This is a genomic window from Pseudooceanicola profundus, assembly GCF_054919315.1.
The window spans coordinates 542,624-555,279 of record NZ_CM142898.1 but is presented as its reverse complement, the minus strand read 5'-3'; the positions used below and the strand labels follow the sequence as shown (position 1 = coordinate 555,279).

The 12,656-nt window shown below is 69.1% G+C and carries 12 protein-coding genes; 8 read left to right on the top strand and 4 right to left on the bottom strand.

Going from position 1 to position 12,656, the window contains the following annotated elements; translation table 11 throughout:
- Positions 1-36: 36 nt before the first annotated feature.
- The 3 genes from rsmI to gshB all read left to right on the top strand — a co-directional run bounded on the left by rsmI (position 37) and on the right by gshB (position 2,547).
- Positions 37-924 (top strand): 16S rRNA (cytidine(1402)-2'-O)-methyltransferase, encoded by an 888-nt coding sequence (gene rsmI / locus ACX9MO_RS02495; protein ID WP_462213426.1) that lies wholly within the window; start codon positions 37-39, stop codon positions 922-924.
- Between the two features lie 33 nt (positions 925-957).
- Positions 958-1,374 carry a YraN family protein gene (locus tag ACX9MO_RS02490; RefSeq protein WP_462213425.1) on the top strand — a complete coding sequence of 139 codons (417 nt, stop codon included), beginning with the start codon at positions 958-960 and terminating at the stop codon, positions 1,372-1,374.
- A gap of 237 nt (positions 1,375-1,611) precedes the next feature.
- A complete protein-coding gene (gshB, locus tag ACX9MO_RS02485) occupies positions 1,612-2,547 on the top strand; it encodes a glutathione synthase (RefSeq protein ID WP_462213424.1) in 936 nt (311 codons plus the stop codon).
- A gap of 206 nt (positions 2,548-2,753) precedes the next feature.
- Here the strand turns inward: gshB and ACX9MO_RS02480 are convergent, their stop codons facing one another.
- The 4 genes from ACX9MO_RS02480 to cobU all read right to left on the bottom strand — a co-directional run bounded on the left by ACX9MO_RS02480 (position 2,754) and on the right by cobU (position 6,590).
- Entirely contained in the window at positions 2,754-4,268 is a 1,515-nt protein-coding gene (locus ACX9MO_RS02480; protein ID WP_222492513.1) for a YifB family Mg chelatase-like AAA ATPase, read from the bottom strand.
- 118 nt (positions 4,269-4,386) lie between these two features.
- The gene (locus ACX9MO_RS02475; protein WP_462213423.1) at positions 4,387-5,262 is read right to left on the bottom strand and encodes a glutathione S-transferase; all 876 of its coding nucleotides are present in this window, start codon (positions 5,260-5,262) and stop codon (positions 4,387-4,389) included.
- Between the two features lie 240 nt (positions 5,263-5,502).
- Entirely contained in the window at positions 5,503-6,075 is a 573-nt protein-coding gene (locus ACX9MO_RS02470; RefSeq protein ID WP_462213422.1) for a histidine phosphatase family protein, read from the bottom strand.
- The gene (cobU, locus tag ACX9MO_RS02465) at positions 6,063-6,590 is read right to left on the bottom strand and encodes a bifunctional adenosylcobinamide kinase/adenosylcobinamide-phosphate guanylyltransferase (protein ID WP_462213421.1); all 528 of its coding nucleotides are present in this window, start codon (positions 6,588-6,590) and stop codon (positions 6,063-6,065) included. The genes ACX9MO_RS02470 and cobU overlap by 13 nt, the downstream gene beginning before the upstream one ends.
- A 100-nt stretch (positions 6,591-6,690) precedes the next feature.
- Between cobU and ACX9MO_RS02460 the strand changes: the two genes are divergently transcribed.
- The 5 genes from ACX9MO_RS02460 (at position 6,691) to ACX9MO_RS02440 (ending at position 12,575) form a co-directional block, all read left to right on the top strand.
- Positions 6,691-7,569: an RNA polymerase factor sigma-32 gene (locus ACX9MO_RS02460; protein ID WP_222492521.1), complete on the top strand. Its 879-nt coding sequence runs from the start codon at positions 6,691-6,693 to the stop codon at positions 7,567-7,569.
- A gap of 196 nt (positions 7,570-7,765) precedes the next feature.
- Entirely contained in the window at positions 7,766-8,968 is a 1,203-nt protein-coding gene (gene coaBC / locus ACX9MO_RS02455; protein ID WP_462213420.1) for a bifunctional phosphopantothenoylcysteine decarboxylase/phosphopantothenate--cysteine ligase CoaBC, read from the top strand.
- Positions 8,965-9,441, top strand: a complete 477-nt coding sequence (gene dut / locus ACX9MO_RS02450) for a dUTP diphosphatase (RefSeq protein ID WP_462213419.1) — start codon at positions 8,965-8,967, stop codon at positions 9,439-9,441. Before coaBC ends, dut begins: the two co-directional genes overlap by 4 nt.
- A gap of 10 nt (positions 9,442-9,451) precedes the next feature.
- Positions 9,452-10,528, top strand: a complete 1,077-nt coding sequence (locus ACX9MO_RS02445; RefSeq protein WP_462213418.1) for a HesA/MoeB/ThiF family protein — start codon at positions 9,452-9,454, stop codon at positions 10,526-10,528.
- Positions 10,529-10,550: 22 nt separating this feature from the next.
- Positions 10,551-12,575: a M3 family metallopeptidase gene (locus ACX9MO_RS02440; protein WP_462213417.1), complete on the top strand. Its 2,025-nt coding sequence runs from the start codon at positions 10,551-10,553 to the stop codon at positions 12,573-12,575.
- The last annotated feature ends 81 nt before the right edge of the window (positions 12,576-12,656 follow it).

Genomic DNA, 12,656 nt, shown 5'->3' with positions numbered 1-12,656 from the left:
AGAGGATAATAGACGCATCGTAAACGGGGTCCAGCGATGAATGGCACAGTTTCCAAACCGGCGGGTGCATACCTGCCGCAATCCCTCGCGCCCGGGCTCTACCTCGTGGCGGTGCCCATCGGGACGGCACGGGACATCACCCTGCGGGCCCTCGACATCCTCGCCAGCGCAGACGTGATCGCGGCCGAAGACACCCGTTCCATGCGGCACCTGCTGGAAATCCACGGTGTGCCCCTCGGCGACCGGCCGCTGCTGGCCTACCATGACCACAACGGCGCGCAGGTGCGCCCGAGGCTGCTGCAGGCGCTGGCCGAGGGCAAATCCGTGGCCTATGCCTCCGAGGCGGGCACGCCCATGGTGGCCGACCCCGGCTTCGACCTTGCCCGGGCGGCGCGGGCGGAGGGATGGGCGGTGACCTCGGCGCCCGGCGCCTCCGCTGTGATCACGGCCCTGACGCTGGCCGGCCTGCCGACGGACCGGTTTCTCTTTGCCGGCTTCCTGCCCAATGCCAGCGGACAGCGGAAATCGGCGATGACGGACCTGGCCGGTGTGCCCGCAACGCTGGCCTTCTACGAATCGCCGAAGCGGATCGCCGCCATGCTGCGCGACGCGGCCGAGGTGCTGGGCGGCGACCGGCAGGCCGCCGTCTGCCGCGAGTTGACCAAGAAATTCGAGGAAGTGCTGACTGGCACGCTCGATGAATTGGCCGCCACCTGTGCCGAGCGCAGCCTGAAGGGCGAGATCGTGGTGCTGGTGGATCGCGGGAAGAAGGCAAATATTAGCGAATCTGACTTAGACCAGATCCTGACCGAGGCGCTGGAGGATATGAGCGTCCGGGATGCGGCGGATATGGTGGCCTCGGATACCGGACTGCCGCGTCGCAAGGTGTACCAGAGGGCGCTCGCCCTCGAGAAGGCGAAGTAGACCACGCCGGGAAGCGCAGGGAAAGGCCGGATCATGAGCTATGAAGCCCCTTGGGATGTGTCAAAGGCCCGGCCGGTCTCTCCTGCGCGGCGCGCCCGTGGTCGCGCGGCCTATCAGAACGGGGCGGCGGCGGAGGAGAGCGTCCTGCGCTACTACCTGCGTGGCGGGGCCCGGCTGATGGCGCAGCGGTTCCGCGGCAAGCGCGGCGAGATCGATCTCGTCTTGCGCGACGCTACGGGGCTGATCTTCGTCGAGGTGAAACAGGGTCCGGATTTCGACCGTGCCGCAAGCCGCCTGCGCCCGGCGCAGATGCGTCGCATCGCGGCGGCGGCGCTGGAATACCGCGGACGGTTCCGGAACGCGGACTTCATCGACATGCGCATCGATGTTGCGCTCGTGAACGGGCAGGGCGCGGTACAGGTGCTGGAGAACGCTTTCGCCTACTGCTGATCCGGTGAGTTGACTGCCTCCGTGCGTGGGCTGCGACTTTCAGGTCCGTCGCGGAAGAGGCGCTGGCGGCGGCTGCGGGAACTTGCGGACGGGCTGGTCTGCGCCCCTTTCGGTCAGGCCGGCCGCGTTGCGCCGCGCTGACTTCCTGCTTGGCCGTCCATCTTCTCCGGGCCCATTGCACCCCCCGGTGACTTCGGCCAATAGTCTCTCCGAACCATCCTGACGAGGAGAGTGCGCATGAAAGTCGCCATCCAGATGGACCCGATCGGGCCCATCAACATCGACGCCGACACCACCTTCCGGCTCGCGGAGGAGGCGCAGGCCCGCGGGCACGAACTCTTCTACTACACCCCGGACAAGCTGGCCTATGAAGAGGGTAGGATCACCGCGCGCGGCTGGCCGCTGACGGTGCAGCGGGTGCAGGGCGATCACTTCCGCCTGGGCGAGGAACAGGTTGTGGACCTGTCCACCTTCGACGTGGTCTGGCTGCGGCAGGACCCGCCGTTCGACATGTTCTACATCACTACCACCCACCTGCTGGATCGCATCCACCCAAAGACGCTGGTGGTGAACGATCCCTTCTGGGTCCGGAACTACCCCGAGAAGCTGCTGGTCCTCGACTTCCCGCAGCTGACCCCGCCGACGACCATCGCCCGGGACATCGGCACGATCCGTGCCTTCAAGGAAAAGCACGGCGACATCATCCTGAAGCCGCTTTACGGCAACGGCGGCGCGGGGGTCTTCCGGCTCACCGAGTCCGACCGCAACCTCTCCTCGCTGCACGAGCTGTTCACCGGCTTCTCGCGTGAGCCGCTGATCGTGCAGAAGTATCTGCCGGCGGTGTCCAAGGGCGACAAGCGGGTGATCCTCGTGGACGGCGAGCCCGTCGGTGCGATCAACCGCGTCCCGGCCGAGGGCGAGACCCGCTCGAACATGCATGTGGGCGGGCGTCCCGAGAAGGTGGCCCTGACCGAGCGCGATCTCGAGATTTGCCGCACCATCGGGCCGCGGCTGAAGGAAAAAGGCCAGGTCCTCGTCGGGATCGACGTGATCGGCGACTGGCTGACGGAAATCAACGTGACCTCGCCCACGGGTATACAGGAACTGGAGCGCTTTGACGGCACCAATGTCGCGGCGCTGGTCTGGGAGGCGATCGAGGCCAAGCGGGCCTGATCTTTTCCTCGTGGCCGTCGCTGGCCCGTGTTGGCAAGGCGCTGACAGATTTTTGAAAAGGCCGCCCTTGGGTGGCCTTTTTTCTTGTCGGTTCAGGCGTGCCACGCCAGCCGTTTCCCGGCACCCCGGCACCCCGGCACCCCGGCACCCCGGCACCCCGGCACCCCGGCACCCCGGCACCCCGGCACCCCGGCCAGATTGCGCAGTTACTCCGGGGCTTCCGTCGCCAGCCGGAAGCTGAGCGCTTCGGCGACATGGGGGGCGCGGATGTCGGTCTCCGCCGCGAGGTCGGCGATGGTGCGCGCCACGCGCAGGACGCGGTGATAGCCCCGCGCCGTGAGGCGAAACCGCTCCGAGGCGCGCAGGAGCAGGGCCTTGCCTTCGGGATCGGGCGTGGCGATCTCCTCGAGCACCCGCCCCTCGGCGTCGGAATTCTGGCGCAGCTCCGGGTGCGCGGCGAACCGCTGTGCCTGCAGGCTGCGGGCGGCGGCGACGCGGGCGGCGACCTCGGCGGAGCCTTCGCCTGCGGCGGGCAGGTCGAGGTCGTGGACGGCGACCGGGGGCACTTCGACCCGCAGGTCGAACCGGTCCATCAGCGGGCCTGAAACCTTGCCGAGGTAATCGCGCCCGCAGTCGGGGACACGGGCGCAGGCACGCTCGGGGTCGGCCATGTAGCCGCAGCGGCAGGGATTGGCCGCAGCCACCAGCAGGAAGCGGCAGGGGTAGCGCACGTGGGCGGCGGCGCGGCTGACCATGACCTCGCCGGTTTCGACCGGCTGGCGCAGGGTGTCGAGCACGGCGCGCCCGAACTCGGGCAGTTCGTCGAGGAAGAGCACCCCGTTGTGCGCGAGCGAGACCTCGCCCGGTTTCGCGCCGCGCCCGCCGCCGATCACCGCGGCCATGCTGGCCGTGTGGTGCGGGCTGCGGAAGGGACGCTGACGTGAGAGCCCGCCTTCGGGCAGGGCGCCGGCGATGGACTGGATCATCGAGGTTTCCAGCGCCTCCTGCGGTGAGAGATCCGGCAGGAGGCCGGGCAGCCGGGCGGCGAGCATGGATTTTCCAGCCCCGGGAGGGCCGGAGAGGAAGAGGTGGTGACGCCCGGCGGCGGTGATCTCCAGCGCGCGCTTGGCCCGTTCCTGCCCTTTCACGTCGCGCAGGTCGCGGAAGGCGGCGGGGGCGGTCACTTCGCCCGGGCGGGCGGCGGGCAGTTCCTGCTGTCCGGTGAGATGCCGCACGAGGGCGGGCAGGTCGGGCGCGGCAATGACCCGCGTGCCCGCGCTCCATGCGGCCTCGGCCCCGCATGCGGCGGGGCAGAGCAGGGCGCGCTCCTCCTCGGCCGCGGCGAGGGCCGCGGGCAGGGCGCCGGGCACCGCGACGAGGGCGCCGTCGAGGGTGAGTTCACCAAGCGCCACGTGGGTTTCCAGCATGTCCGGCGGCAGGATGCCGATCGCGGCCAGCAGGGCGAGCGCGATGGGCAGGTCGAAATGGCTGCCCTCCTTGGGCAGCGAGGCGGGCGAGAGGTTCACGGTGATGCGCTTGGTGGGCAGGGCAATCCGCATCGCCTGCAGCGCGGTGCGCACCCGGTCGCGGGCTTCGGAGACGGCCTTGTCCGGCAGTCCCACGAGGGCAAAGCCCGGCAACCCCGGCGTCAGGGCGCATTGCACCTCGACCAGCCGGGCCTCGATCCCGTCGAAGGCCACGCTGTAGGCCGTCACCGCCATTCCGGCGCCTCCCCTGCACTTTGGGCGCTGCTTTCGGCGCCCGCGCTCCGGCCCTCGCGTGAGGGGCCTTGCATGTCGGGCAGGGTAGGGCCGGAAAGGTTGGTTAATGGTTAACGCGTCACCGGAGCAAGGCCATGGTGGCGGGCCATGCGGCGGGGTCGTTTACCGTCTTGTCGCGGCAGGTGGGGTTGCAGAAGCCGATCACCTTGCCGTCGATCTCGGCGAAATCGGTGACCGGATCCCCCGAATAGGGGCAGGTCTCGTTGATCGAGGGGCCGCTGGCGACGGCACAGGCGGGGATCGGCGCGGGGCCGGGCCATGGCCCGGTGGGCAGCGGCTTGGCGTAGGGCACGGGGTCGTAGGTGACGGTGAGGCCGAGGGCGCGCCACTGGCGGAACTTCTCCTCCTCCAGCGTGAGGCGGACATAGGCGGCGGCCTCCTCGCCGACGGGCAGGGCGTAGCCCGCGATCCGCGCCGCGACAGGGGCATAGAAGACATCGGCCAGAGAGTAGTGGCCGAAGAGCCACGGGCCCTCGGCGCCAAATTGGCGGCGCGCCAGCGACCAGAGCTCCTGAAGGCGGTCGAGGTCCTTCTGCACGGCAGCCGAGACCTCGAAGCCCTTGTATTGATGTAGCAACTGGCAGGGGCATTCGTCACGCAGGGCGTTGAACCCGGCGTGCATTTCCGCCACCAGCCAGCGGGCGAGGGCCCGGGCGGCGGGGTCTTCGGGCCAGAGACCGGCCTCGGGGTGGCGTTCGGCCAGCATCTCGGCCATGGCGAGGGTTTCGCCCAGCACGGTGCCCTCGGGGCTGCGCATGACGGGCACGAGGCGGGCGGGGGCGAGCCCGGCCTCGGCGAGGTCCTGCGCCATGGTGCCGGAGTAGAGGCCGATCATCCGCGAGGTGACCGGCAGGCCGAATTTCACGAACATCAACCAGCCCCGCAGGGACCAGCTGGAGAAGGCGCGATCGGCGATGAAAAGCTCGTAGGTCATCGGAAACTCCGCTGAAACTCTGCTGTGGACTGCCCGGAAGGCTAGCCCGTGCTGCAGTGCCGCAAAAGCGGTGTTTCGTGGGGAGGGCCATCACGGGGGGTGATGAAGGTGGCCTTCGTCATGAACGCCTGAGGTCTTTGCGGACGCCGTGGCAGGTGGGGGCGCATCCTCCGGTGTGGAGGGCCTTGGCCGCCGTCACCGCAGGACGCGCGGGGCCCGCAGGGCCGACGGCGCGTTCCCTCAGGGCGCGTGGTTGATCCGGACCAGTTCCCACCCGTTGCCGGTCAGGCGCAATTCGGTCGCGGAGAGCGGATCAACCTTGTGGCCGATGGCCTCGCGCGCGGGCAGGCCGGTGGCATGGGCGACGTGGCAGAGGATGGCGCCCATGTGGGCGACGATGACGAGGTCGCCGGGGGTCTCCAGCAGCGCGTCGACAGCGCGGGCGACGCGGGCGGTCAGGTCCTGCCAGCTTTCGCCGCCGGGCGGGCAGGCGCTGCCGGGATCGGTCCAGAAGGCGCGGGAGAGGTGGGGGTGGCTTTCCATCACCTCGCCCGCGCGCCGCATCTCCCAGTCGCCGAAGTGCATTTCCCGCAAGGCGGGGTCATGGGGCAGGCGGGCGCGATCCCCTTGAAGGACGTCGGCGGTGGTGACGGCGCGGGTCAGGTCGGAGGAGACGATGCGGGCCGCGTCGGGCAGCCAGTCGGAGAGCCGCGTGATCCGCGCGGTATCCGACAGATCGGCGGGCAGGTCGGTCCAGCCGACCATGCCGCGGGCGTGGGTGGGCCCGTGGCGGACCCAGATCAACCGTCGCATGACGCCCCCTTCAGCACGCGCGGCAGGCCCACGGTGACCTGCACCACCGTCTCCGCCGCCTGTGCCAGCCGGATGTTGAGCCGCCCCTGTGCCTCGCGGAAGCGGCGGGCGAGGGCATTTTCCGGAACAATGCCCTGACCCACCTCGTTGGTGACGACGCAGACCTGCGCCGAGCAGTCGGCAAGGGCCGCGATCAGCGCGTCTTCGGCGGCGGCGAGATCATGATCGGCGAGCATGTGATTGGTCAGCCAGAGCGTCGCGCAATCCACCAGCACCGCGCTGTCCCCGGGCAGGGCGCGCAGCGTTGCGGCGAGGTCGAAGGGCGCCTCGATCATCGTCCAGTCGGCCCCCCGGCGGGCGGCATGGGCGGAAATCTTCGCGCGCATCTCGTCGTCCCAGACCTGCGCGGTGGCGATGTAGGTCAGCGGTTTGCCCGTGTTTTTCATGGCGTTTTCGGCGTAGGCGGACTTGCCCGACGCTGCGCCTCCGACCACCAGCAGAAAAAAATTGCCCATATTCGCCATTCTTTGGTGAACCAAACCGCCTCTTCGTGCGTTTCGCAGGTGTAGCACAAAACAAAGGACGCTCCATGCGTCCAAGACACCGGGGGGTGCCATGCCGCTGGACAATCCGAACGACCTGTCCCTGTCACGCCGTGCCATGAAGGCCGAGCTTCTCGACGCCGAGACCGAGCTGGACTTGGCCCGCGCCTGGAGGGACCGGCGGGATGAAGCGGCACTGCATCGCCTCGTCACGGCCTACATGCGTCTCGCGATTTCGATGGCCTCGAAATACCGCCGTTACGGCGCCTCGATGAACGACCTGATCCAGGAAGCGGGGCTGGGCCTGATGAAGGCGGCAGACAAGTTCGACCCCGATCGCGGTGTGCGCTTCTCGACCTATGCCGTCTGGTGGATCAAGGCCTCGATCCAGGACTTCGTGATGCGGAACTGGTCCATGGTGCGGACCGGCTCGACCTCGTCGCAGAAGTCGCTCTTCTTCAACATGCGCCGGGTGCAGGCCCGTCTGGAGCGCGAGGCGCTGTCACGGGGCGAGAACCTCGACGGCCACCAGATGCGCCACATGATCGCGACCGAAGTGGGTGTGCCGCTCCGCGACGTGGAGATGATGGAAGGCCGCCTGTCGGGCTCCGACTTCTCGCTGAATGCCACGCAGTCCGCCGATGACGAGGGTCGCGAGTGGATCGAGACGCTGGAAGACGACAGTGTGCAGGCCGCCGACAGCGTGGCCGAGGATCACGACCGTGGCCTGCTGCGCGGCTGGCTGGCGCAGGCCATGTCGGACCTGAACCCGCGCGAGCAGCTGATCGTGCGCGAGCGCAAGCTGCGCGACGATCCCCGCACGCTGGAAAGCCTCGGGACCGAACTGGGGCTGAGCAAGGAGCGAGTGCGGCAGTTGGAGGCCGGTGCCTTCAAGAAGATGCGCCGCATGCTGGAGCAGAACGGCACCGTGGCGCACGACCTGCTGCACTGATCCGTGCCTGACTTGACCTTGAGCGAGGGCCCCCGCGGGGGCCTTTGTCATGTCCGGGGTCATGATTAGGTCTGCGCCTGCTGACCCCGCGACGCCCGGGCCCCCGGCCGGCTTGTCGCTTGTCTCTCCCGGGGCTTGCCCCTATCGTCCGCCCGCATCCGGCCCGTTGGAGGGCCGTCGAAAGAGGGGGCGAGCCTTGCTGACATCCAAGCGCATCCTGCTGGTCATCGCGGGCGGTATCGCCGCCTACAAGTCGCTAGACCTGATCCGCCGCCTGCGCGAACGCGGGGCCAGCGTCACGCCGGTGCTGACCAGGGCGGCAGAGGAATTCGTCACGCCGCTCTCGGTCTCGGCGCTGGCCGGGGCCAAGGTCTATCGCGATCTCTTCGACCTGACCGACGAGGCGGAGATGGGCCATATCGAGCTCTCCCGCTCTGCCGACCTGATCCTCGTGGTACCCGCCACCGCGGACCTGATGGCCCGGATGGCGACGGGGCGGGCGGATGACCTTGCCTCGACGCTGCTGCTGGCGACCGACACGCCCGTCATGGTGGTGCCCGCCATGAACGTGCGGATGTGGACCCACCCGGCCACGCAGCGCAACCTTGCCACGCTGAAGGGCGACGGCATCGACATTGTCGGGCCGGTCGAGGGCTCCATGGCCTGCGGCGAATTCGGCCCCGGCCGGATGAGCGAGGTGCCCGAGATCCTTGCCGCCGTTGAGGATTTCTTTGCCGAGGGGCCGCTGAAGGGCCGCCGCATCCTCGTCACCTCCGGGCCCACGCATGAGCCGATCGACCCGGTGCGCTACATCGCCAACCGCTCCTCCGGGGCGCAGGGCACGGCGATTGCCGCGGCGCTGGCCGCGCTGGGCGCCGAGGTGGTCTTCGTCACCGGCCCCGCCGACGTGCCCCCGCCTTCGGGTGTGCAGGTGGTGAAGGTGCAAAGCGCCCGCGAGATGCTGGAGGCGGTGCAGGCCGCGCTGCCCGTGGAGGCGGCCGTCTTTGCCGCCGCGGTGGCGGACTGGCGGGTCGCCTCTGCCAGCGGGTCCAAGATCAAGAAACAGCCGGGCGGCGCGTTGCCGGTGCTGGAGTTCGCCGAGAACCCCGACATCCTCGCCACCGTCAGCCAGATGGGGCAGGGCCGTCCGCCGCTGGTGGTGGGCTTTGCCGCCGAGACCGACGACGTGGTGGCCAATGCCACCGCCAAGCGCGCGCGCAAGGGCTGCGACTGGATCGTCGCCAATGACGTGCGCCCCGAGACCGGGATCATGGGCGGCTCAGAGAACGCCGTGGTCCTCATCACCGACACCGGGTCCGAGGACTGGCCCCGCATGACCAAGGAGGCGGTGGCCACGCGCCTTGCCGCCCGTATCGCCGAGACGCTGGAGACCGAATGACCGCCCCCATCCCCGTGAAGCTGCAACGGCTGCCCGAGGCCGACGCCACGATCCCGCTGCCCGCCTACGAGACGACCGGCGCCGCGGGCGCAGACCTGCGCGCCAACCTGCCCGAGGCCGACCGCGCCGCGGGCATCACGCTGGCCCCGGGGGGCCGCGCCCTGATCCCCACCGGCCTGCGGATGGAGATCCCCGAGGGCTACGAGATCCAGATCCGCCCGCGCTCGGGTCTTGCGCTGAAGCACGGGATCACCCTGCCGAACACGCCGGGCACGATCGACAGCGACTATCGCGGTCCCCTTGGCGTGATCCTGATGAACGCGGGGCAGGAGCCCTTCACCGTCGCCCATGGCGACCGGATCGCGCAGGCCGTGCTGGCCCCCGTGGTGCAGGCGGCCTTCGCGCTGGTCGATGAGGCCCTGAGCGAGACCGCGCGGGGCGAGGGCGGCTTCGGCTCCACCGGGCGGGGCTGAGGCGGGGCGGATGGCGCTGATCCTCGGCCTCTGCGTCCTGCTCTACGCACTGGCGGCGCTGCTGCGCCTGCCGCCTGCGCTGCGGTGGGCACTGCCGCTGGGGCTCTATGCCGTGACGCTGCTCATCCACGTGACCCTGCCCGAAGGCCATGCGCTGCGGGCTGCCACCGGCGGCAGCGCGGTGCCGTGGCTCTTCCTCGGTGCCACGGCTGCCGTGGTGCTGATCTACCGCGAGGGCCTGCGCCGCCTGCGCGCCAAGGTCGCCGCGAAGGATGCCGCGACCGCCGCCGAGGCCCCCGCACAGGGCCCGTTTAGCGCCAGCGAGTTGGACCGCTATTCCCGCCACATCATCCTGCGTGACATCGGCGGCACCGGGCAGCGCCGCCTGAAGGACGCCCGGGTGCTGGTGATCGGGGCCGGGGGACTGGGGGCGCCTGCGCTGCTCTACCTCGCCGCGGCGGGCGTGGGCCGCATCGGGGTGATCGACAACGACGTGGTGGAGGGCACCAACCTGCAACGGCAGGTGATCCATCGCGATGCGGACATCGGCACGCCCAAGGCGCTTTCCGCCGCGCGGGCCATGGAGGCGCTGAACCCTTTCATCGAGGTGCGCCCCTACAACCGGGCCCTGACCGACGAGATCGCCGCCGATCTCTTTGCCGACTATGACCTGATCCTCGACGGGACCGACAATTTCGCCACCCGCTACCTCGCCAACCGCGTGGCGGTGGCGCAGGGCACGCCGCTCGTCTCGGGCGCGCTGTCGCAATGGGAGGGGCAGGTCAGCACCTATGACCCCGCCAGGGGCGCACCCTGCTACCAGTGCATCGTCCCGCAGGAACCCCCCGCCGAACTGGCCCCCGCCTGTGCCATCGCGGGCGTGCTGGGGCCGCTGCCCGGCGTTGTCGGCTCGATGATGGCGGTGGAGACGGTCAAGCTGATCACCCGGGCCGGGCAGGACCTGCGCGGCCGGATGATGATCTATGACGCACTCTGGAACGAGACCCGCCAGATCACCCTCAAGCCACGCCCGCATTGCCCGGTTTGCGGAACCGGGGGACTGGCGAAGCACACGACATCACACTAACTTTTGAGCAAAGGAGCATAACATGACAAATCCACTGCTCACGACTTGGGACACCCCTTTCGACATCGCGCCCTTCGACCGGATCAGCGATGAGGATTTCGCACCCGCCCTCGACGAGGCCCTGGCTGCGCACAAGGCCGAGATCGACGCCATCGCCGCGTCTGACGAGGCCCCGACCTTCGAGAACACGCTGGCCGCCATCGCCGCCTCGGGCGAGTCGCTGGACAAGGTGCTCTCCGTCTTCTTCACCGTGGCGGGGGCCGACAGCAACGAGACCCGCGAGGCCCTGCAACGTGACTTCTCCCCCAAGCTGGCGGCGCATTCCTCGGAATTCTATGCCAACAAGGCGTTGTTCCAGCGTATCCAGACGCTGTGGGACAGCCGCGAGAGCCTTGGGCTGGAGGCCGACGACGCCCGCCTGCTGGAGCTGACCCACCGCGATTTCGTGCGTGCCGGTGCCGCGCTGGAGGGCGCAGAGGCCGAACGGCTGAAGGAGGTGAAATCCCGCCTCGCCGTGCTGGGCACGCAGTTCACCCAGAACCTGCTGGCGGACGAACGGGGCTGGTTCATGGAACTGGCCGAGACCGACCTCTCGGGCCTGCCGGACTTCGTGGTTTCCTCCGCCCGGGCGGCAGGCAAGGAGAAGGGCGTCGCGGGCCCCGCGATCACGCTTTCGCGCTCGCTGATCGTGCCCTTCCTGCAGTATTCCACCCGCCGCGATCTGCGCGAGAAGGCATGGCGCGCCTGGACGTCCCGCGGGGAGATGGCCGAGGCAACCGACAACCGTGCCATCGCGGCCGAGATCCTCGCGCTGCGCGACGAACGGGCGAAGCTTCTGGGCTACGAGACCTTCGCCGCCTACAAGCTGGAAACCGAGATGGCCGGCACGGCGCAGAACGTGCGCGACCTGCTGATGCAGGTCTGGAAGCCCGCCAAGTCGCAGGCCGAGGCCGACGAGTGGATCCTCGGCCAGATGATGAAGAACGACGGCGTGAACGGCGCGCTGGAGCCCTGGGACTGGCGCTTCTACTCCGAGAAGCGGCGCAAGCAGGAGCATGACCTCGACGAGACCGCGCTCAAGCCCTACCTGCAGCTCGACCGGATGATCGAGGCGGTTTTCGACACCGCGCACCGGCTCTTCGAACTGAACTTCCAGCCGCTCGACGTGCCGCTCTACCACCCCGATTGCCGGGCCTGGGAAGTGACCCGCGGCGGCGACCACGTGGGCGTCTTCATCGGGGATTACTTCGCCCGCGGCTCGAAACGCTCGGGCGCGTGGTGTTCGGCGATGCGTAGCCAGGCCAAGAAACCGCGCGTCCAGACGCCGATCGTGATCAACGTCTGCAACTTCGCCGCGCCGCCGGAAGGGGAGCCTGCGCTGCTCTCCTACGACGATGCGCGCACGCTCTTCCACGAGTTCGGCCATGCGCTGCACCAGCTGCTCTCGGACGTGAGCTGGGAACGCTACTCGGGCACCTCGGTCGCCCGGGACTTCGTCGAACTGCCGAGCCAGCTCTACGAGCACTGGCTGGAGGTGCCCGAGGTGCTGCAACGCTTCGCCACCCACGCCGAGACCGGCGAGGCGATGCCGCAGGACATGCTGGAGAAGGTGCTGAAGGCCGCGACCTACGACCAGGGCTTCCAGACCGTGGAATACGTCGCCTCGGCGCTGGTGGACCTGGAATTCCACGACGGCCCGCCGCCCGCCGATCCGATGGCGAAACAGGCCGAGGTCCTCGCCGGAATCGGCATGCCGCACGCGGTGGTCATGCGCCACGCGACGCCGCATTTCGCCCATGTCTTCTCGGGCGACGGCTACTCCTCGGGTTACTACAGCTACATGTGGTCCGAGGTGATGGATGCCGACGCCTTCGAGGCCTTCGAGGAGGCAGGCGATGCCTTCGACGCGACCACCGCCCAATCGCTGCAGGAGAACATCCTCTCCAAAGGCGGATCGGTGGAGGCGGACAAGCTCTACATCGCCTTCCGCGGCCGCTTGCCGGGGGTTGATGCGCTGTTGAAGGGGCGCGGGCTGCTGCCGGTCTGACGGCGCAGCTGATAGCCTGTCTGCCGCCCGATTTCCGGGGGGTAAGCTCTTGAATTCACAAGGCCGGGCGCTAGCGTCCGG